At 73.0% G+C, this 20,059-nt stretch carries 14 protein-coding genes and 1 pseudogene; 6 read left to right on the plus strand and 9 right to left on the minus strand.

Annotated features, from left to right (window positions below):
- Positions 1-42 precede the first annotated feature (42 nt).
- The 5 genes and pseudogenes from OG927_RS04580 to OG927_RS04600 form a co-directional block, all read right to left on the minus strand.
- Positions 43-954 (minus strand): hypothetical protein, encoded by a 912-nt coding sequence (locus OG927_RS04580; RefSeq protein ID WP_330319751.1) that lies wholly within the window; start codon positions 952-954, stop codon positions 43-45.
- 197 nt (positions 955-1,151) lie between these two features.
- Entirely contained in the window at positions 1,152-2,678 is a 1,527-nt protein-coding gene (locus OG927_RS04585) for a hypothetical protein (RefSeq protein WP_319100890.1), read from the minus strand.
- A 57-nt stretch (positions 2,679-2,735) separates the two neighbouring features.
- Positions 2,736-6,347, minus strand: a complete 3,612-nt coding sequence (locus OG927_RS04590; protein ID WP_330319752.1) for a hydantoinase B/oxoprolinase family protein — start codon at positions 6,345-6,347, stop codon at positions 2,736-2,738.
- Between the two features lie 362 nt (positions 6,348-6,709).
- Positions 6,710-8,128 carry a HEAT repeat domain-containing protein gene (locus tag OG927_RS04595; RefSeq protein WP_124282973.1) on the minus strand — a complete coding sequence of 473 codons (1,419 nt, stop codon included), beginning with the start codon at positions 8,126-8,128 and terminating at the stop codon, positions 6,710-6,712.
- A gap of 237 nt (positions 8,129-8,365) precedes the next feature.
- Positions 8,366-8,759, minus strand: a pseudogene (locus tag OG927_RS04600) (ankyrin repeat domain-containing protein).
- A 316-nt stretch (positions 8,760-9,075) separates the two neighbouring features.
- Between OG927_RS04600 and OG927_RS04605 the strand changes: the two are divergent.
- Entirely contained in the window at positions 9,076-9,270 is a 195-nt protein-coding gene (locus OG927_RS04605; RefSeq protein ID WP_056787333.1) for a hypothetical protein, read from the plus strand.
- Positions 9,271-9,306: 36 nt separating this feature from the next.
- Positions 9,307-10,899, plus strand: coding sequence for a hypothetical protein (locus OG927_RS04610; protein WP_408058037.1), 1,593 nt, complete (start codon positions 9,307-9,309; stop codon positions 10,897-10,899).
- Positions 10,900-10,911: 12 nt separating this feature from the next.
- Here the strand turns inward: OG927_RS04610 and OG927_RS04615 are convergent, their stop codons facing one another.
- The gene (locus tag OG927_RS04615; protein ID WP_330319753.1) at positions 10,912-12,408 is read right to left on the minus strand and encodes an SCO1417 family PLP biosynthesis transcription factor; all 1,497 of its coding nucleotides are present in this window, start codon (positions 12,406-12,408) and stop codon (positions 10,912-10,914) included.
- A 98-nt stretch (positions 12,409-12,506) separates the two neighbouring features.
- Between OG927_RS04615 and yczE the strand changes: the two genes are divergently transcribed.
- From yczE to OG927_RS04635, 4 genes are all read left to right on the plus strand, one after another.
- Complete coding sequence (gene yczE, locus OG927_RS04620; RefSeq protein WP_124282971.1) at positions 12,507-13,175, plus strand: membrane protein YczE; 669 nt, start codon at positions 12,507-12,509, stop codon at positions 13,173-13,175.
- Complete coding sequence (locus OG927_RS04625; RefSeq protein ID WP_056787319.1) at positions 13,172-13,945, plus strand: glycerophosphodiester phosphodiesterase family protein; 774 nt, start codon at positions 13,172-13,174, stop codon at positions 13,943-13,945. Before yczE ends, OG927_RS04625 begins: the two co-directional genes overlap by 4 nt.
- 46 nt (positions 13,946-13,991) lie before the next feature.
- The gene (locus OG927_RS04630; protein ID WP_056787314.1) at positions 13,992-15,356 is read left to right on the plus strand and encodes an MFS transporter; all 1,365 of its coding nucleotides are present in this window, start codon (positions 13,992-13,994) and stop codon (positions 15,354-15,356) included.
- 265 nt (positions 15,357-15,621) lie between these two features.
- On the plus strand, positions 15,622-15,996 hold the full coding sequence (locus tag OG927_RS04635) for an RNA polymerase-binding protein RbpA (protein WP_056787310.1): 375 nt from the start codon (positions 15,622-15,624) through the stop codon (positions 15,994-15,996).
- Positions 15,997-16,323: 327 nt separating this feature from the next.
- On the opposite strand, the gene fxsA is transcribed toward OG927_RS04635, so the two are convergent.
- From fxsA to OG927_RS04650, 3 genes are all read right to left on the minus strand, one after another.
- On the minus strand, positions 16,324-16,926 hold the full coding sequence (fxsA, locus tag OG927_RS04640) for an FxsA family membrane protein (protein ID WP_056787306.1): 603 nt from the start codon (positions 16,924-16,926) through the stop codon (positions 16,324-16,326).
- 81 nt (positions 16,927-17,007) lie between these two features.
- On the minus strand, positions 17,008-17,775 hold the full coding sequence (locus OG927_RS04645) for a polyprenol monophosphomannose synthase (protein ID WP_056787302.1): 768 nt from the start codon (positions 17,773-17,775) through the stop codon (positions 17,008-17,010).
- A gap of 537 nt (positions 17,776-18,312) precedes the next feature.
- The gene (locus tag OG927_RS04650; protein ID WP_330319754.1) at positions 18,313-19,953 is read right to left on the minus strand and encodes an amidohydrolase; all 1,641 of its coding nucleotides are present in this window, start codon (positions 19,951-19,953) and stop codon (positions 18,313-18,315) included.
- Positions 19,954-20,059: the final 106 nt, after the last annotated feature.

Raw genomic sequence — 20,059 nt, forward strand, 5'->3', positions numbered from 1 at the left:
AGGGCGACGAAGTGGGGTCAGCCGGGCGTGGGCCCGGCGGGGTCAGGAGTGGAAGGGCAGGCCCGCGTCGGCGGCCAGTTCCAGGCTGTCGGGGTCGGGCGGGGGCAGCAGGGTGGCCGAGCCGTCCGTGACCGGGACGACGCCCAGCTCCAGCAGCTCGGCCATGGCGGCGCTGCCCGCCATGTCGCGCACCTGGAGCTGGTAGCGGGCGGTGGTGCGGTAGGTGCCGCCCGCGTCGTCCCCGGTGCGCTGGAGGAAGCCCGAGTCGGTGAGGAAGGCGACGGCCTTGCCGATGATGCCGGTGGTGGACCCGGAGAGCCGGCGGGCGTCCTTGGTCGCCCCGGTGGCGCTGCGCCGGGCGTAGATCCGCCAGCCGGACTCGAGCCCCGGGGCGTCGGTGGCCGGATCGGTGTTGTCGCCCTGTTCCTCGGCCCGCTCCTCCAGGCGGTGGCAGGCCTGGCGGACGAAGGCGTCGACCCCGTTGACCGTGATGCGGCCGATGTAGGCGTCGTCGGCGAGGTCCTCGGGGCGGGGGAACGCCATGGCGGCGACGGCGAGATGGGCGAGGCCGTGCAGGAAGCGGTCGGCGGCGTCGGACGAGGCACGCCGGGCGTAGTCGCCCATGCGTACGGCGAAGACCGAGTCCTCGCCCGCGGTCACGGCCATGCCGGCGCGGGTGGAGACCTCCAGGACGATGAGTCCGAGCCCGGTGGCGACGGCGTCGGCCAGCCGGGCGAAGGCGGACTCCTCCCGGTAGCGGCGGAGCAGTTCCGCGTACCCGGCGTCGCGTGCGGGCAGCAGCTTGGGCTGCAGCCCGAAGGAGACGAGCCGGGCCGCGTCGGCCGCGTCGGCGGGGGTGACAGCGGCGGGAGCGGCCGGCGGCGCGGTGTCGGGCGCGTGGACGGGGTACGGGTCGCCCCACGCGTCGGTGTGCTCGGCGTGCTGCTCGCTCAACTCGGTGACTCCTCGGTGCGGGTGCTGCGCTCTCGGTGGGGCTGGGGTGGCCGGTCGTCCGGGCCGGGGAGGCTCCCGGGTGCGGCCTTCGGCCGCTGGACGCCCAGGAGGTGTCCTCCCGGGAGGGGGATGTTCATGCCTCGGCTTCGCGGTCCGGTCCGCGGGTGGTCATGCGGCGTGCTGCCGAGCGAAGGCGCTCACGACGCGTCCTTCCGGTCCGCGGCCATTCCCGCCGCATCGAGCAGGGCCATGCCCACTATCAGGTCCGCACCGCCGAATTCGTGGTCCTCGAGCGGGGTGCCGTCGTCGACGGCGAACAGCAGCCTGCGCTCGCCCTGACGGTAGGCGGTGCCGACCGGCGGGCTCGCCGCGTGGACCGCGAGCAGCGCGACGAGGTAGGGCAGTTCGGCGTCGCGGAGCCGTGCCTCGGCGAGGAGTCCGGAGAGCCTGCGGGGCGCGTCGTGCTCCAGGTCGAGCAGTTCCATGGCACTGGCGAGCTGCTCCTCGCTGAACCTGCTGTCGTCGGGGGTGGCGATGAGGTCGGGTTCGGGCATCTCCGCGCCGAGGTGCTCCCGCTCCACCGGCGGCATCAGCAGCATGTCGACGAGGTCGCCGACCCGGACCGAGGCGGGGGTGCGCAGCCCGGTGCCCCGCGCGAAGAAGGCGTCGGTGACCCGGGTGGCCTCCTCGACGGGGAGCGGCAGCACGGGTACGACGAGCTGCCCGTACAGGTCGAGGCCCACCCGCGCGGTGGGGGTGGCGAACGCCTGCCGGTCCTGTTCGGCGCGGAAGAGGGGCCCTGCCTCCAGCAGCCTGGACTGCAGCTGGGTGTGGCGGCGGATGCAGTCCTTCACGATGTCGACGAGCTCGGCGGCGCGGCGCTTGTGCTCGGGGTCCTCCGCCTCGTCCCTGGCCTTGCGGATGTTGGTGAGGATCGCGTTCTCGTGGCGGTAGCGGTCGGCGACGTGGTCCAGCGCTTCCGTGATCATGTCGGGTACGGCGTTGAGCCAGTCGACGGCGCGGACGTTGCGCCGGGTCGCCTCCAGAGTCCTGCGGAGCGTCTCGGCGTACTGCACGGTGCGGTAGCGGGCCTGTTCGGCGGCGAGCTGCGCGTCGGCGAGGCGGCCCCGGCTGATGAGGACCTCCAGCTTCACCTCGGCGGCGATCTGTGCGCTGGTGACGTCCGTGTCGAGTGCTCCGACGAGGACGTTGACCGCTTCGTCGGTGGCGCGGAGGTAGACGGTGCCGCCGTGGCCGGGGACCTCTTCGATGAGCTTGAAGTCGTAGTCCCTGCGGACGTAGACCCCGTCGGGGCCGAAGGTGCCGTAGACCGCGCGGAACCCGCGGTCCACGCTGCCCACGTTGATCAGGTTCTCCAGGACCCAGCGCGCGACCCGCTCGTGCTCGGTGACGGGGCGGCGGGGTGCCTGGGCGCCGATCCGCGGAAGGAGTCTGGCCACTATCTGGTCGTGGTCGGCGCCTGTGTCGAAGTCCATGTTCAGCGTGACCAGGTCGATCGCGGCGAGGGCGACCTCGGCCATCGCGTAGACCGTGTACTCGCCGGCCAGATTGGCCTTGCGGACGTCGAGGTCGTGCAGCGGGGCGGTGCAGGCGAGCGCGCGCAGCCGACGCGAGAGCCCCTCGTCGGCGGCCGGGCCCTGGGCGGGCCGCGGTCCCGCGCTGAGCTGGGGCGCAGCGGTTTCGGTGTCGGCGGGCGAAGTCACGCTGAACAGATTAGGTCCTCGCACCGACAACGGTCGAAACGGTGCGGAAGCGACCGGCTACGGAGCCCCGTAGCCGCCCCCGCCCGGGGTGCGCAGCACCAGCACGTCCCCGGTGTCCAGCTCGGTGGTGTCGCAGCCGTTCAGGGGGGTGACGGTCCCGTCGGCCCGCTCGATGTGCTGGCCGCCCAGCGCCCCCGGTCCGCCGCCCGCCATGCCGTACGGCGCCACGCGGCGGTGGCCGGAGAGCAGGGCGACGGTGACGGGCTCGAGGAAGCGGATCCTGCGCTCGGTCCCGCAGCCGCCGTGCCACCGGCCCGTGCCGCCGCTGCCGGCGCGCACCGCGAAGCTCTCCAGCAGCACGGGGTAGCGCCATTCCAGGATCTCGGGGTCGGTGAGCCGGGAGTTGGTCATATGGGTCTGCACGGCGTCGGCTCCGTCGAATCCGTCCCCGGCGCCGGATCCGCTCGCGACGGTCTCGTAGTACTGGACCCGGTCGTTGCCGAACGTGAGGTTGTTCATCGTGCCCGAGCCCTCGGCCTGGACGCCCAGCGCCGCGTAGAGCGCGCCGGTGACGGCCTGGGAGGTCTCCACGTTGCCCGCGACGGTCGCAGCCGGGTGGACGGGCGCCAGCATGGATCCTTCGGGGACGCGTACGTCCAGGGGCTTCAGGCAGCCGCTGTTGAGCGGGATGTCCTCGGCGACGAGTGTCCTGAAGACGTACAGGACGGCGGCCGTCACCACGGACTTCGGGGCGTTGAAGTTGCCGGGCTGCTGCGGTGAGGTGCCGGTGAAGTCCAGGACGGCGCTCCGTGCCGTGCGGTCCACCGTGACGGCCACCTCGATGACCGCGCCGTTGTCGGTCTCGTAGCGGAAGGTGCCGTCGTCGAGCCCGGCCACGATCCTGCGTACGGACTCCTCGGCGTTGTCCTGGACGTGGCCCATGTACGCCTCGACGACGTCCTGTCCGAACTGCGCGGTCACGCGCCTCAGTTCCGCGATGCCCTTCTCCGTGGCCGCGATCTGCGCGCGCAGGTCGGCCAGGTTGGTGTCGGGGTCCCGCGAGGGGTAGGCGGCGGTGGCGAGCAGTTCCCGGGTCTGCGCCTCGCGGAGCCGTCCGTCACGCACCAGCAGCCAGTTGTCGAACAGCACGCCCTCCTCCTGGATGGTGCGGCTGGAGGCGGGCATGGACCCGGGGGTGATGCCGCCGATCTCGGCGTGGTGGCCGCGTGACGCCACCAGGAAGCGCAGCCGGGGCTCCCGCGAGCCCTCCGGCTCATCGAAAACGGGTGTCACGACGGTGACGTCGGGCAGGTGCGTACCGCCGTGGTACGGGTCGTTGACGGCGTAGACGTCCCCGGGTCGCAGGGAGCCGGCGTTGCGGCGCAGCACCTCCTTGATGGACTCCCCCATCGACCCGAGGTGGACGGGGATGTGCGGGGCGTTGGCCACGAGGTCGCCGTCCGCGTCGAACAGCGCGCAGGAGAAGTCGAGCCGCTCCTTGATGTTGACGGAGTGGGCCGTGCTCTCCAGGCGCACGCCCATCTGTTCGGCGATCGACATGAAGAGGCTGTTGAACACCTCCAGCATGACGGGGTCGACCCGGGTGCCGACGGCGGTCCGTCCGGGCCGCGGGCCCACCCGGTGCAGTACGAGGTGTCCGGCGGGCCCCGCGGTGGCCTGCCAGCCGGGGTCGACGACGGTGGTGGCGTCGTCCTCGGCGACGACGGCCGGGCCGTTCACGGTGTCCGAGGGGCGCAGTTCCCCGCGCCGGTACAGCCGGGTGTCCTGCCATCGGCCCCCGGTGTACGTCCTGACGGTGCCGAGGGACCGCGGCGGCGTGCCGTCGCCGGGTGCCTCCGCGACCGGGTGGGGGGCGTGCGGTCCGGCCGTCCCGGTCGCCTCCACGATGACCGCCTCGACCACCAAGGGCTTGTCCATGGTGAATCCGTAGCGGGTCCGGTGGGCGTCCGTGAACGCGTCGCCCATGGCGGCGACGGTGCCGAGGCCGACGGGCAGGCCGGCGTCCGTACCCGCGTAGCGCAGGAGGACCCGTGCCCGGGTGCCGATGGCCGTGTCCGGGATTCCGTCGGCACGGAGTTCGGCGCGGGTACGCGCCGCCAGGTCGTCGCAGAGGCCGCCCACCCGGCTCCTGGTCTCCTCGTCGAGTCCGGCCTCGACGGACTGCTCGCGCATCGCGGTGGCGTCGGCAAGCCCGAGGCCGTACGCGGAGAGGACCCCGGCGAGCGGCGGTACGAGGACGGTGTCGATGCCCAGGGCGTCGGCGACGGCGCAGGCGTGCTGCCCGCCGGCTCCGCCGAAGCTCGTGAGCGCGTAGCGGGTGATGTCGTGGCCGCGCTGGACGGAGATCTTCTTGACGGCGTTCGCCATGTTCAGCACGGCGATGTCCAGGAAGCCCGCGGCGGTCTCCGCCGCGGTGCGGGGCCGTCCGGTGACGGCGGCCACCTCATGGGCCAGCTCCTCGAAGCGCTCGCGTACGACGTCCTCGTCGAGCGGCTGGTCGCCGTCCGGCCCGAAGACCGCCGGGAAGTGGGCGGGGCGGATCCGGCCCAGCATCACGTTGGCGTCGGTGACGGTGAGCGGTCCGCCCCGGCGGTAGCAGGCGGGACCGGGGTCGGCGCCGGCCGAGTCGGGGCCCACCCGGTAGCGCCGTCCGTCGAAGTGCAGGACCGATCCGCCGCCCGCGGCGACGGTGTGGATGCTCATCATGGGGGCGCGCATCCGTACGCCGGCCACCTGCGTGCCGAGCTCCCTCTCGAACTCGCCCGCGTAGTGCGACACGTCGGTGGAGGTGCCGCCCATGTCGAAGCCGATGACCCGGTCGTGGCCCGCCTGTGCGGAGGTGCGCACCATGCCGACGACGCCACCGGCGGGTCCGGAGAGCACCGCGTCCTTGCCCCGGAAGTGCGCGGCCTCCCGGAGTCCGCCGTTGGACTGCATGAACATCAGGCGGATGCCGCTCAGTTCGGAGGCCACCTCCTCGACGTACCGGCGCAGGATCGGCGAGAGGTAGGCGTCGACGACCGTGGTGTCGCCGCGCGGTACGAGCTTGATCAGCGGGCTGACCTCGTGCGAGCAGCTGACCTGGGTGAAGCCCGCTTCCCGGGCTGCCTCGGCGACGGCGCTCTCGTGGCCGGGGTGGCGGTAGCCGTGCATGAGGACGACGGCGGCGCTGCGGATCCCCGCCGCCCTGGCCTCGCCGAGCCGCCGGGCGACGGTGGTGCGGTCGAGGGGTTTCACGGTCCGGCCCCGCGCGTCGATCCTTTCCGGGACCTCGATCACCCGGTCGTAGACGGCTTCGGGGAGCAGGATGCGCCGGTCGAAGAGGCGCGGACGGTTCTGGTACGCGATCCGCAGGGCGTCCCGGAAGCCTTCGGTGATGACGAGGACGGTCGGCTCGCCCCGCCTCTCCAGGAGGGCGTTGGTGGCGACGGTGGTGCCCATCTTCACGCCCGCGACCCGGTCGGCGGGGACAGGGTCGTGGGGGCCGAGGCCGAGCAGCAGCCGGATGCCCGCCACGGCGGCGTCGCGGTAGCGGTCCGGGTCGTGCGAGAGCAGTTTGCGGGTGACCAGGTGCCCCTCCGGGTCGCGTCCCACCACGTCCGTGAAGGTGCCGCCGCGGTCGATCCAGAACTCCCAGCGTCCGGTCATCCCTCCATTCTGGCGTCGGGGACGAACCCGTGCAGAAAGGGCGTGCGGGTGGGGTCGGCCGGCGCCTCCGGGAGTACCTGCTCGGAGCCCCGCCCCATCGGTCCGCCGCCCGCCGCGACCAGGGCCGCAGGCGAGACCCGTGCTGCCGCGGCACGGAGAGCCGTGAGCCGAGCAGCAGCACGTCCTCGCCGCGCGGGTGCCGGACACGCGGCTCCGGCGCGGTTCCTCCAGGAGGCGGCGCAGTCCCCGGCGGCCGGGCGGGACACGGCGGCCGCCGCTCCCCCGCGGGCGGCACCCCGCGCTCTTCGCGCCCATTACCGGCGGGCGCAACCGGTCCGGGCCGCGTGTCCGGCCGGGCGGGGTCAGACGGCGGGCGCGTCGGGCCCGATCCTGCTGCGCACCGCCGTCTGCACCTCGACCTCCTCGGCCGGGTCCGCGGCGAGCCGTCGCAGGCGTTCGGCTACCCGGACGTCCCCGGTCTCCGCGTGGTGGGCGGCCAGCTCGCGGGTGGTCTCCTCGCAGTCCCACAGGCATTCGACGGCGAAGCCGGTGGCGAAGGACGGATCGGTGGCGGCGAGTGCGCTGGCGGCCCGACCGCGCAGGTGGGAGGAGGACGTCTCCCGGTAGACGTGACGCAGCACCGGGGCCGCGCAGACGATGCCGAGGCGGCCGGCGCCGTCGACGAGGGTCCACAGGCGCTGGGCGTCGGGGCCGTCTCCCCGGACGGCCTCACGCAGGGCGGCGAGGACGAGCGGGGCGTCCTGTGCGGCGCCGCGGCCGGCGAGCACGCCGGCCGCCGACGCTCCCAGGGCGTCGGGCCGGTGGGCCCAGCCACGGGCCCGGACCACGGCCTCGTCCCCGCACATGCGCTCGAAGGCGGCCACGGCCACCTCGGCGACGGTGGGGGAAGGGCCCGTGGCGGCCTGTTCGATCAGATCGAGTACGGCGGGGTCCCGGGCCTCGGCGAGATAGTGCAGGGCCGCACAGCGGGCGCCTTCGGGGCCGCTGCGGGCGGCCTCGACGATCGCCGGACGGTCCTCGGCCCCCGCAACGGCGGAGAGGCAGCGGGCGGCCGGCACGTGGAGGGCGCTGCCGCGTTCCAGACCCTGCTGGGCCCAGTCGAAGACGGCCTGGACACTCCAGCCGGGCCGTGGGCCGCCATGCCCCATCTGCCGCTGCCACCGGTCGAAGGAGCCCTGTTCCCGGGCCGCCCTGACCCGGGCGCCCACCGTCTCGCGGGGGTCGTCGGCCCACAGCCGCCAGGGGTGCGGTTCGAAGGCGTCCCGCACGGCGGCCGCCAGCTCGGCGGCGCCCTCCGGGGTCGCGGGGAACCGGCCGAGCACCGGCTCGGCGAGGGAGCGCAGCCCCGCGTCGTCGTCGCGCAGGGCCAGCTCGTCGAGGGCCCAGGCCCAGTTGGCCCCGGTGGCGGCGTACCGCCGCAGGAGCACGAGGGCGTCGTCGCGTCCGTACGAGGCGAGGTGGCCGAGGACCGCGAGGGCCAGGCCGGTGCGTGAGTCCTCGGTGTCGAGGTGGTCCTCGGGGTCCCAGAGGTGCCGCTCGATCTCTTCCGTGCCGCCGTCGAGGTCGAGGTACAGGCGCGCGTAGTAGAGGGAACGGTTCTCGAGCTGCCAGTCGTGACGCGGATCGCTCAGGACGCAGTGGTTGAGGGCCGCGAGGGCCTCGGGGCGCGGTGCGGCGAGTGCGTGGAGCGTGCCGTCGCCGCGGCCCCTCTGCAACAGGCCGAGCAGGGTGCCGCTCGGCGCTATGAACGGATCGAACATGGGGAAAGCCTCACATCAAGCTGTCGACGCAACCGGGACTGTGCTGTTCCGAGTGCCGGGAGGCACTAGGCCGCGCAGCAACATGATCGGCCGACCGCCGTCTTCTGCCTGGTGCTCATCTTCCTCTGCCTCTCGTCCGTGGTCCTGAGCGGACCTGCGACGTCATGATGACCCAGCCATTTCGCCGACGCGACCACATTTACGGCGCACCGGTCAGCGGGCGGCCGGGACGGTGCGTCAGCGCGCGCCGAACAGTTCCAGCAGGTCGTCCTTGCCGAACGCGCCCGCGGTGTCCGTCGCGGACGGTGTTCCGGCCGCCGGGTCGGCGCCCGCGGCGAGCAGTGCGCCGATCACACCGCGCTCGTCCTCGAGGACGGCTCCGGCGAGCGGGATCCACCCCCCGGCCATGGGCGCGGTCCGGGTCGGCGCCGCGTCCGGTGAGGGCGGCGACGGTGGCGGCGTGCCCGTGGTGGGCGGCGATCATGAGCAGACAGTCGCCGCGGTCGTCGGTGAGGTGCGCGGGAGCGCCCGCGTCGAGACGGACGGCGAGCGCTCCGGCCTCACCCCGGCGGGCCGGGCCGGGGAGCTTCGCCGCCGGCTCGATCGCCTCCGGGTCGGGGACCTCGCACATCGGACGGACCGCCTTCCATCGCCGTTGTCGCCGTTTCCGACCTGGTGGGAAGTACGGCGTGGGGCCGTACGAGTGAATCGACAGGGTACTGGTCCGCAGTCGACATGAGCCTGCCCGGAAGCGGCGGAAGATCACCGCACGAGCCGCCCGGACCCGGGCCGTTTCCCGGCACTCCGGGCCCGTCCCACCACTTATCGCCCGCCACTCGAGTGAAAACCCGCGATATTCACTCAATTGCACCTTTTATCGTATAGAAACATCTTGTGATCCTGGAAGTACTCATGGTGACTGTCCCCTTCAACCAGGAGAACCGCTCATGATCCTCTCCATCTCGGGCGTGGTACTGCTCGGCATCATCGCCTTCCTGTTCTTCAAGAAGGACGGGCTCAAGGCATCACACGGCCTCATCTGCGCCCTGTTCGGCTTCTATCTGGCGGGCACCGCCATCGCGCCGAGCATCACGGCGGGCGGGGCCAGCCTCGCCAGCATGCTGGGCGGAATCAAGTTCTGACGCTCCGCGACCCCTCCCACCCACCAGGAGACCGACGTGGCCCGGCGACCACTCCCCCGCATTCTGAGCAGCGGCGGCGCATCGATCACTCGCAGTCGCGAGATCGCGCGCACGGCCGCCGACAACGCCACCGACGTCCTCCATCCGCTGATCACGGTCACCCGTGGTCTGCGGCTGCTGGCGGCAGCAGGACGGCAGAAGTGGGCCGCGACGCCCAGGGACCGGCGCGGGCACGTGCTGTTCCTCGTCGCGGCCTGCGTCCTGGTGGTGGCGCTCATCCCCTACGGGCCCCTGCTGGCCCTGATCGCGGTGATGGGCGCCGCCGCGTGGAGGGGGCGGGAGCGGACACCCGCGAGGACCGGCCCCGACGAGGCGGAGACGGCGCGGCTCCGGGCGCTCTACGAGGCCCTGGTGCCGCACTTCTCCACGGCCGACGACCCCGGGCCGCTGTTCTCCCGCGGCGGTGACTGGGAGGAGGCCTTCGGAACCTCGTACGCGTTCGACGCCGACGGCCGCCTCACCCGGCTCCAGGTGCGCTACCCGGCGTACTTCACGGACGGCGAGCCCGACTGCCGGGCCCGGGTCGAACAGGTGCTCCACGCCAAGTCGGGCCGGGGCCGCGAGTACCACTTCGCCTGGGACGAGGAGAGCAACCACCTCCTCATGACCGTCCTCGCGGCGCTCCCCACCACGATCGCCGCCCAGCGCTTCGTCACCGCCCCCGGGGAGACCGTGCTGGGCTTCACCGACGCCGACGCGGTGCAGCGCACCGTCCCGGTGCGGGACGGCGACGTGACGCGCGACGCCTCGCCGGTGATCTGGCGCACCGGCTCCCGTTCGACGGAGCCGCACCTGCTGGCCGTCGGGCACCCCGGCAGCGGCACCACCACCCTGATGCGTTCCCTCGCCCTGCAGGCGCTCCAGTACGGCGACGTCCTCGTCGTCGAGGGCGGCGGGACCGGGGAGTACGGCTTCCTGACCGGTCGGGACGGTGTGCTCGCCGTGGAGTGCGGGCTGGCCGGAGCCCTCTCGACGCTCGAATGGGCCGCGCACGAGACCGAGCGGAGGCTGATCGCCGCCAACCGGGCACGCCAGTCCGGCCACCCCGAGCCCGAGGACATCAAGCGCCCCCTCTGGATCCTGCTGGACCGCCCGAGCGTCTTCGGACACCTGGCGGCGGCCGACGGCAGGCAGGATCCGCAGGAACTGCTCGAGGTGCCGCTGCGGCACGGCCGCGCCGCCGGGGTGACGGTCGTCGTCGCGGACCAGTTCGACAGCCTGGACACCCTCACGGAGGCCGTGCGGACCCGCACGCGGGCCCGCGCCGTCCTCGGTCCGGCCACCCGCGAAGAGGCAGAGTCGGTCCTGGGCGCCTCGCCGCACACCACGCCGACGCCGGACGTACCCCCGGGCCGGGGCTACGCCCGCCTCGGCACCGGACCGGTCCTGCGGCTCCAGGTGCCCGCCACCCCGGACCCGTACGACGGCGCCACGAGCGAGGCGCACCGGGAGGCCGTGCTCGACCTGCTGCCCGGTGGACCGGCCCCGGCCACCCCGGTGGAATCCGGGGCCGCCGAGCCGAAGCGCCTGGACGCGCTGGTCACCGCGCCGGCCGTCGCCGAGGGATGAGAGCCGGGGACCTCAGGCCACGAACGTCCGTGGCACCTCGGCTCCCGCTCCCGCGCCCGACCCGACCAGCTCGGCGGCCGCGGCGAGCCGCAGTGCGGCCTCCTCCGCGAGCGGGCCGCCCACCGTGAACGGCAGGCGCACATAGCCCTCGAAGGCCCCGTCGACCCCGAAGCGGGGGCCCGAAGGGACCCGTACACCCACCCGCTCACCCGCCACGGCGAGCCGCGAACCGGAGAGCCCACCCGTGCGTACCCAGAGGGTCAGACCCCCGCGCGGCACCTCGAACTCCCAGTCGGGCAGCTCCCGGCGCACCGCCCGGACCAGGTCGTCCCTGTTGTCGCGCGCCTGGTCGCGCCGGACCGCGACGGCCTGCTCCCAGCCGCCGGTGCGCATCAGCCAGTTGATGGCGAGCTGTTCCAGGACGGGCGTGCCCATGTCCGCGTACGCACGGGCCGCCACCAGGCTGCGGATGACGTCCGGCGCCGCCCGGACCCAGCCGATCCGCATGCCGGCCCAGAAGGCCTTGCTCGCGGATCCCACGGTCAGGACCGTGCTGCCCGCCGGGTCGAAGGCGCAGACCCGGCGCGGCATCTCGACGTCGGCGTCCAGGTGCAGCTCGTTCATGGTCTCGTCGACCACCAGGACCGTGCCTGCGGAGCGGGCGGCCTCGACCAGCGCGCGGCGCTGCTGTTCGTCGGCGAGCGCCCCCGTGGGGTTGTGGAAGTCCGCGACGACGTAGGCCAGCCGGGGCGCGGCGTCCCGCAGGACCTGCCGCCACCGGTTCATGTCCCAGCCGCCGAGCCCTTCCTCCATCGCCACGGGCACCAGCCTGGCGCCCGCCTCCCTCATCAGCTGGAGGATGTTGGCGTAGCTCGGGGACTCGACGGCGATGCGCTCGCCGCGCCCGGCGAAGAGGTGGCAGATCGCGTCGATGGCACCCATCGCGCCGGTGGTGACCATGATCTGCTCCGGCATCGTGGGGATGCCGCGTTCGGTGTAGCGGTCGGCGATCATCTGCCGCAGCGCGGGCAGGCCAGCCGGGTAGTCGCCGTGGGTGTGCGCGTACGGCGGCAGCTCCTCCAGGGCACCCTGCACCGCCCTGGTCAGCCACGGCTCCGGGGCCGGCAGGGAGGCGCAGCCCAGGTCGATCATCGAGCCGAGCGCCTCCGGGGGCAGGGGTTCGAGGCCGCGGGCGGGCAGCGGATTGCCCGCCGGCACCGCGGTCCAGCTGCCGGCTCCGCGCCGGGACTCCAGGAAGCCCTCCGCGCGGAGCGCCTCGTAGGCCGCGGCGACGGTGGTCCGGCTGAGCGAGAGGGAGAGGGCGAGTTCCCGTTCGGCGGGGAGCCGGGCGGCGACCGGGACCCTGCCCTCCAGCACGAGCAACCGCACACCGTCGGCCAGGGCGCGGTAGGCGGGCGGCTTGCGGCTGCCGGGCGCCACGGGACGCTGTTGCGCCCGGAGCTGCCGGGCGAGCTGCGCCGCACCGACCGTCGAAGTCCACTGCGCCATGGAAATCAGTCCACCTTCCTCGGATTGGCCATAGTTGGCAGCCAATCCCCTGCCACAGAGTGACACACAGCAGTCCACCACCACACAGGGAGCACCACGTGTCCGACACCACTGCCCGGAGCGGGTCCCGTCTCCCCCGGCGGCTGACCCATCTGTACGTGGGTCTGGCCCTGTACGGGGCCAGCTCGGCGCTCCTGGTCCGTGCCGGGCTCGGCCTCGAACCCTGGGGCGTGCTGCACCAGGGCCTCGCCGAGCGGACCGGCATCTCCATCGGAGTCGTCTCGATCATCGTCGGGGCGGTCGTGCTGCTCCTGTGGATCCCGATCAGGCAGCGACCGGGGCTCGGCACCGTCTCCAACGTCTTCGCCGTCGGCATCGCGATGGACGGCACCCTGGCCCTCGTGCCGGACGTCCACGGGCTCGGCGCGCAGATACCGGTGATGGCGGCGGGCATCGCGCTCAACGGAGTGGCCACGGGGCTGTACATCTCGGCGCGCTTCGGCCCCGGCCCGCGCGACGGGCTGATGACCGGACTGCACCGGCTGACCGGGCGTTCGATCCGGCTGGTGCGCACGGCGATCGAGGTGGCCGTGGTGGCGACCGGCTTCCTGCTCGGCGGTTCGCTCGGCGTGGGCACCGTGCTGTACGCCCTGGCGATCGGCCCGCTCGCCCAGTTCTTCCTGCGCGTCTTCGCCCTCCCCTCGCCGGACGCCGGCACCCCCGACGTCGCCGGCCGGACACCGCGAGGGGCGATACTTCCGCGGTGACCACAGCGCCTTCCGCACGCCACCCCTATCTGGACCACCCGTCGACGATTCCGTTCGCCCACCGCGGCGGGGCGGCGGACGGGGTGGAGAACACGGCAGCCGCCTTCCGGCGGGCCGCCGGGGCGGGCTACCGCTACTTCGAGACCGACGTGCACACCACCGCGGACGGCCGCCTGGTGGCGTTCCACGACGCCACCCTGGACCGGGTGACCGACTCCCGCGGCCGGATGGCCGAGCTCCCCTGGAGCGAGGTGAGCCGGGCGCGGGTGGGGGGCACCGAGCCTCTGGCGCTGTTCGAGGAACTGCTGGAGGAGTTCCCCGACGCCCGCTGGAACGTGGACGTCAAGGCGGAGCCGGCCCTCGTCCCGCTCATCGAGCTGATCCGCAGGACCGCCGCCTGGGACCGGGTGTGCGTGGGGTCGTTCTCCGAGGCCAGGGTGGCCAGGGCGCACCGCCTCGGGGGCCCGCGCCTGGCCACCTCCTACGGGGTGCGCGGTGTGCTCGGCCTGCGCCTGCGCTCCTACGGAATACCGGCGGCGCTCCGCGCGGGAGCCGTGTGCGCACAGGTCCCGGAGACCCAGAACGGCATCAGGGTGGTCGACCGGCGCTTCGTCCGTGCGGCGCACGCACGCGGTCTGCAGGTCCACGTCTGGACGGTCAACGAACCGGACCGGATGGCCGCACTCCTGGACCTCGGGGTGGATGGCATCATGACCGATCACATCGAGACGCTGCGCACGGTGCTGAGCGAGCGGGGGGCCTGGGCCTGACGCCGGGCCCTGCCGCGTCCGCACGGTACGAACGAGGGGACTCGGCGTGAGCACCGGTACCGCAGGAACGGCCGACCCGGCGGAACGGCCCCCCGGGGACGCCGAGCGCAGACGCGAACAACGGGGCTGGTACTTCTACGACTTCGCCTGTTCGGTCTATTCGACCAGTGTCCTCACCGTCTTCCTCGGCCCCTACCTGACGTCGATAGCCAAGGCCGCCGCCGACGCGGAGGGCTTCGTGCACCCGCTGGGGATACCGGTGCGGGCCGGCTCCCTCTTCGCCTACGCCGTCTCGGCGTCGGTCCTGGTGGCGGTGATCGTGATGCCGCTCGCGGGCGCCGCCGCGGACCGCACCGGCCGCAAGAAGCCGCTGCTCGCGGCGGCCGCGTACGTGGGTGCCACGGCGACGGCCTGCATGTTCTTCCTGGACGGGCAGCGCTACCTGCTGGGCGCCTTCCTGCTGATCGTGGCGAACGCGTCGATCTCCGTGTCGATGGTCCTGTACAACGCCTATCTGCCGCAGATCGCCGCGCCGGAGGAACGCGACGCGGTCTCCTCGCGCGGCTGGGCCTTCGGGTACACCTCGGGGGCACTCGTCCTCGTCCTGAACCTGGTCCTCTACACGGGCCACGACTCCTTCGGACTCTCGGAGTCCGACGCGGTCCGGATCTGCCTCGCCTCGGCCGGCGTGTGGTGGGGCGCCTTCACGCTCGTACCGCTGCGACGGCTGCGCGACCGGCGGGTGCCGCCCGGCGGCGAGGGCGCGGTCGGCTCCGGCTGGCGGCAGCTGATCGCGACGTTGCGCGACATGCGCCGCCATCCGCTCACGCTCTCCTTCCTGCTCGCCTACCTCGTGTACAACGACGGCATCCAGACGGTGATCTCGCAGGCCTCGCTGTACGGGTCCGAGGAGCTCGGGCTCGATCAGACGACACTGATCACCGCGGTCCTGCTGGTCCAGGTGCTCGCGGTGGCGGGGGCGCTCGGCATGGGGCGGCTCGCCCGCGTGTACGGCGCGAAGCGCACGATTCTCGCCTCACTGGTCGTCTGGACGCTGATCCTCGCCGCCGCCTACCTGCTGCCCGCCGACGCGCCCGTGTTCTTCTACAGCCTCGCGGCCGCGATCGGTCTGGTGCTGGGCGGCAGCCAGGCGCTCTCGCGCTCGCTGTTCTCGCACCTGGTGCCCCGCGGGAAGGAGGCGGAGTACTTCTCGGCGTACGAGATGAGCGACCGGGGACTCAGCTGGCTGGGGCCCCTGGTCTTCGGTCTGGGCTACCAGCTGACCGGCAGCTACCGGGATGCGATCCTCTCCCTGGTGATCTTCTTCGCCCTGGGTTCGCTGCTGCTCGCGCGGGTCCCGGTCCGGGCTGCCGTGGCCGCCGCGGGCAACCCCGTGCCGGACCGTATTTAGACGCAGAAGTGAAAGGCCGGTAGTGTACGCCTTTGGTCTGCCCGGCGGACCGTTACTGCGAGTGGAAGAAGCCGAACCGTTGGGTGACAACTTCTCCCACAAGTGACAAACCGGGCACCGATGGGTAATCAAACCCAGATACAGCAGCGGCACGACGGGCGACGCATGACCGGCAACGGGAATCTTTGCCGCCGACCGGACGTTGACCGGATGACGACGACAGCGACACCTGTCCTGTGGGCGACAAGCCCGGGAGGCACGATTCATGAGTGAGCGAGCTCTCCGCGGTACGCGACTCGTGGTTACCAGCTACGAGACGGACCGCGGCATCGATCTGGCCCCGCGCCAGGCGGTGGAGTACGCATGCCCGAACGGCCATCGATTTGAGATGCCGTTCTCGGTAGAGGCGGACATTCCGGCGGAATGGGAGTGCAAGGCGTGCGGCGCCACGGCACTCCTGGTGGACGGGGACGGCCCCGAGGAGAAGAAGGGCAAGCCTGCGCGTACGCACTGGGACATGCTCATGGAGCGGCGCACCCGCGAGGAGCTGGAAGAGGTGCTGGCCGAGAGGCTGGCGGTTCTGCGCTCCGGAGCCATGAACATTGCCGTGCACCCGCGGGACAGCAGGAAGTCTGCCTGACCGCGTAACACCGCACAGATCAAGAGCCGCGGGCCGTGACACAGCACATGTGTCACGGCCCGCGGCTCGTTCTGTACGGGTCCCCCGATCCGCGGGTGCCCGGGCTCCGCGCTTCGGAGGAGCGCCGGTTCGGCACGACTCCGGCCCGGCAGGCCACAGCCCCCGAAGCCCGGTTCCTCGGAGGGTCGGGCCTCCGGGGAGCTGTGAGAGGGCTCGGGGTGCTGTCATCGGGAGGGTGTTTCCCCGGGAGCCGGCGCCCGGCAGGCCGAGCCGTCGGTGGCTTCCGCGCTCGGGGGACGGCAGGAGTGAGCGGTCGGTGCGCTCCGCTCAGGGGGTCAGAGGCGGCCGGTGCGCTCCGTGGCCGTCATCGGGACCGGGGTGCTGCCGCGTGCCGTCCTCACGGATGACCTCGCCCTGGACCACCTTTCCGTCCGGCCGGTGCATACGGGCCTGCTGGAAGGCGTCGGAGAGACTGCCCGGCGCCGCGGTGCGCGCGATCCGGCGTTCGAGGGAGCGCTCCGCGTACCGGCTCAGCATCGACCGGACGGGGGGCAGCAGGAGCAGCAGCCCCGCTGCGTCGGAGATCATGCCGGGGATCATCAGGAGCAGGCCGCCCAGCATCAGGAAGCCGTTGCCCCTGCCGCCCGACGGGGCGGCCGCGGGGGCGGCGGGTGCGCCGGGCTGCCCCGGCATCTGCTGCAGGGTCTCGGTGAGGTTGCGGAAGGCCCGCCGCCCCGCCCGCTTGATCACCACGGCTCCGAGCACGGCACCGGCGACCAGGATCAGAAGCACGGTGAACCCGTTCGCCGCGTCGGCGACGACGGTCAGCAGCCAGATCTCCAGCACCAGCCAGGCGGCGAGGCCCAGCGGCAGGACGGTACGGGCGCGTGAGCGCTGTGGACGGTTCGGAGGCGGTGTGCCGGTCGTCATGCACCCAGTGTGCCTGTAAGGGCGTGCAGACGGCGTAAGGGGGTGATCATGAGGCTCCGCCGCACCGGCCCCGGAGGGACCTCAGGAGGACTTGCGGCCCATGACCTTGGAGGCCCGGCTGGAGATGCCCCATCCGGTGACCCGCCACAGCGCCTCGACGAGGATGTCGCGGCTCATCTTGGAGTCGCCGATCTCCCGCTCCATGAAGGTGATCGGTACCTCGACGACGTGGTATCCGGCTTCGACGGCCCGGCGGGCCAGGTCGACCTGGAAGCAGTAGCCCTGCGAGGCGACCTCTTCGAGGCCCAGTCCCTGCAGGGTGGGGGTGCGGAAGGCCCGGTAGCCGCCGGTGACGTCCCGGACCGACAGGCCGAGGAGCATCCGGGAGTAGAGGCTGCCTCCGCGCGAGATCATCTCTCGGTGCCTGGGCCAGTTGACCACCCGGCCGCCGGGCACCCAGCGCGAGCCGAGGACCAGGTCGGCGCCCTTCAGGGCGGTGAGGAGGCGGGGCAGTTCCTCGGGCTGGTGCGAACCGTCCGCGTCCATCTCGACCAGGACGCCGAAGTCGTTGTCGGCTCCCCACTGGAAGCCGGCCAGGTAGGCGGCGCCCAGCCCCTCCTTGCCCTGGCGGTGCAGGACGTGCACCTGGCTGTCGGTGGCCGCGAGTTCGTCGGCGACCTTGCCGGTGCCGTCGGGGCTGTTGTCGTCGGCGACCAGGATGTCCGCTTCCGGAACGGCGGCGCGCACCCGGGCGACGATCAGCTTGACGTTCTCGACCTCGTTGTAGGTCGGAATGATCACCAAGACTCTGCCGAGCGGGCCGAACTGCCTCTGACCGCCGTCGTTCACTACTGCCCCTTAAAGTCCGTACGCAAGGTGCACACCATATCCAGCGTGCCGCTGCCGGGCTCCGACGCGGTCGCGAGGCGACGCGTCACCCGTCCGGCCGGGCCGGACAGAAGCATGGAACTGCGGACAGAACTGCGGATCGGGGCCCGGTGTCCTTCGGGCCGACCTGGGACCCGCTGGCTGCGGGTCGACCGAAAGCCGTTGTCTACTGAACCTCCGGGCCCCACCCGGGTCCCACCTGCCGCCCGGACGAACGCTCCCCTCGCCCCGAGGCGCGGGCGCTGAACCTGGCTGTCAGGGATGGTGCGCCGGTGCGGCACACCGCCCCATGACCCAGCGGCGTTCGACGACTGCGTGGAGGTTTGACCGGTCGGACGTCCAGTGGTGGACCCGGCCGAACCTACCGGCCCCTGGGCGCTCTCTGTCAACAGCCGTGCGACCTGCGGTTTTCTCCGAAAGTCCCTGGTCAGTGCGGCGGGCGGACAGGTCGCGGCGGAGTGCCTGCGCCTACGATCGGCGGTACGGCACGCCCCTACGTCACTCGTTCGGCCTTACGTAGACAGTTTGTCCGAAGACCACCGTGCGGAGGCAGACCGGGAGCGCGGCCCCGGGGGTGAGATCGGGCAGGCCAGGGGTGCCGGAGCGGGGGTCGGTCGACCAGCGGGCGACCCGGTCGTCGGGCGCCTGGACCACCAGTTCGCCGGTACGCCAGACGGCGTAGTCGGCGGGGGCACCGGGCACGAGGACCCCCGCGTCGTCGCGGCCCACGGAACGCCAGCCGCCCCGGGTGTGGGCGGTGAACCCGGCCCGTACGGAGATGCGGTGCTCGGGCGTCCGGTGGAAGGCCGCGGCCCGCACGGTTCCCCACGGGTCCAGCGGTGTGACCGGGCTGTCCGAGCCGAAGGCGAGGGGCACGCCGGCGCGCAGCAGCGCCGCGTACGGGTTGAGCGTGGCGGCCCGCTCCGCGCCCAGCCGGGCTGCGTACATGCCGTCCCGGCCGCCCCAGGCCGCGTCGAAGGCGGGCTGCACGGAGGCGGTGAGCCCCAGCTCGGCGAAGGCGGCGACCGTCTCGGGGGTGAGCATCTCGGCGTGCTCCACCCGGTGCCTGGCGGCGCGGACGCGGGCGAGCCCCAGCTTCTCGGAGGCGGCCCGGACGCCGGCCACGACGGCGGAGACGGCGGCGTCACCGATGGCGTGGAACCCGGCCTGCAGTCCGGCCTCGGTGCAGGCCGTCACGTGTGCGGCGATCTGCGCAGCGTCCAGGTGGGAGGTCCCGGTGTGCGGGGCGTCGGCGTACGGCTCGTGCAGGAAGGCGGTGTGCGAGCCCAGGGAACCGTCGACGAACAGGTCGCCCGCCGCACCGGTGGCCCCGAGTTCGCGGATGCGGCGGGCACCCTCCTCGTCCTCGATCCGCTCGGCCCAGTACCCGAAGACCCGGGGGCCCGGCTCCTGGGAGGCGAGCTCCAGCAGGCCGGTGAAGTCCTCCTCGTCCGAGATCTCGGGACCTGCGCACTCGTGGACGGTGCCGATGCCGAGCGAGGCCGCGTGTGCCAGGGCGGCACGCTGGGCCTCGGCACGTTGCCGCGGCGTGACGGCGCCGTGGGCCGCGGAGCGCACCGCGTGGTGGGCGGCACCGGTCAGCGGGGCGTCGGGGTGGTAGCCGGTCAGCGCCGTGACGCCCGGGACGAGGTCCAGGAGGGCCGTGGTGACGACGGCGGAGTGGACGTCCACCCGGGGCAGGTAGACGGGCCGGCCGCCGGCCGCCTCGTCGAGTTCGGCACGCGAGGGGGGTCGCTGCTCGGGCCAGCGTGCCGCGTCCCAGCCGTGGCCCAGGACGACCCGTTCGCCGGAGTGGGTGCGCGTGTGCGCACGCAGGAGGTCCAGTGCCTCGGCCAGCGTGCGGGCGGCGGAGAGGTCCAGCCCCGTGAGGGCGAGCCCGGCCGATGTGGTGTGGACGTGCGCGTCGGTGAACGCCGGGGTGACCAGGGCCCCTTCCAGGTCGATCACCTCGTCGACGCCGCTCGCGAACGCGTCGGCCGCCCCTTCGGATCCCACCCACGCGACATGGCCGCGTTCGACGACCATCGCGGTGGCGAACGGATCGGCGGGGCTGTGGACGTCTCCACCGCGCAGCAGCACGGTGCGGTGTTCGCTCTGGGGGGCGGTGCTCTCGGTCATGGGACCAGTCTCGCGCCTGCCCGGACCGACTCCACCCGCGCCCCCGCCGACAGGCGGCGGGAACACGTCGGATACGGGTGCGCACCCGCCGCGGGTTCGCCGCGGG

This window comes from Streptomyces clavifer, assembly GCF_036345975.1.
GTDB lineage: Bacteria > Actinomycetota > Actinomycetes > Streptomycetales > Streptomycetaceae > Streptomyces > Streptomyces clavifer.

Coding starts and splice junctions, on each gene's coding strand:
- fxsA (WP_056787306.1), bottom strand. CDS start 16,926: ATGACGACCGGCACACCGCCTCCGAACCGTCCACAGCGCTCACGCGCC.
- OG927_RS04595 (WP_124282973.1), bottom strand. CDS start 8,128: ATGTTCGATCCGTTCATAGCGCCGAGCGGCACCCTGCTCGGCCTGTTG.
- OG927_RS04650 (WP_330319754.1), bottom strand. CDS start 19,953: ATGACCGAGAGCACCGCCCCCCAGAGCGAACACCGCACCGTGCTGCTG.
- OG927_RS04615 (WP_330319753.1), bottom strand. CDS start 12,408: ATGGCGCAGTGGACTTCGACGGTCGGTGCGGCGCAGCTCGCCCGGCAG.
- OG927_RS04635 (WP_056787310.1), top strand. CDS start 15,622: ATGAGTGAGCGAGCTCTCCGCGGTACGCGACTCGTGGTTACCAGCTAC.
- OG927_RS04605 (WP_056787333.1), top strand. CDS start 9,076: ATGATCCTCTCCATCTCGGGCGTGGTACTGCTCGGCATCATCGCCTTC.
- OG927_RS04590 (WP_330319752.1), bottom strand. CDS start 6,347: ATGACCGGACGCTGGGAGTTCTGGATCGACCGCGGCGGCACCTTCACG.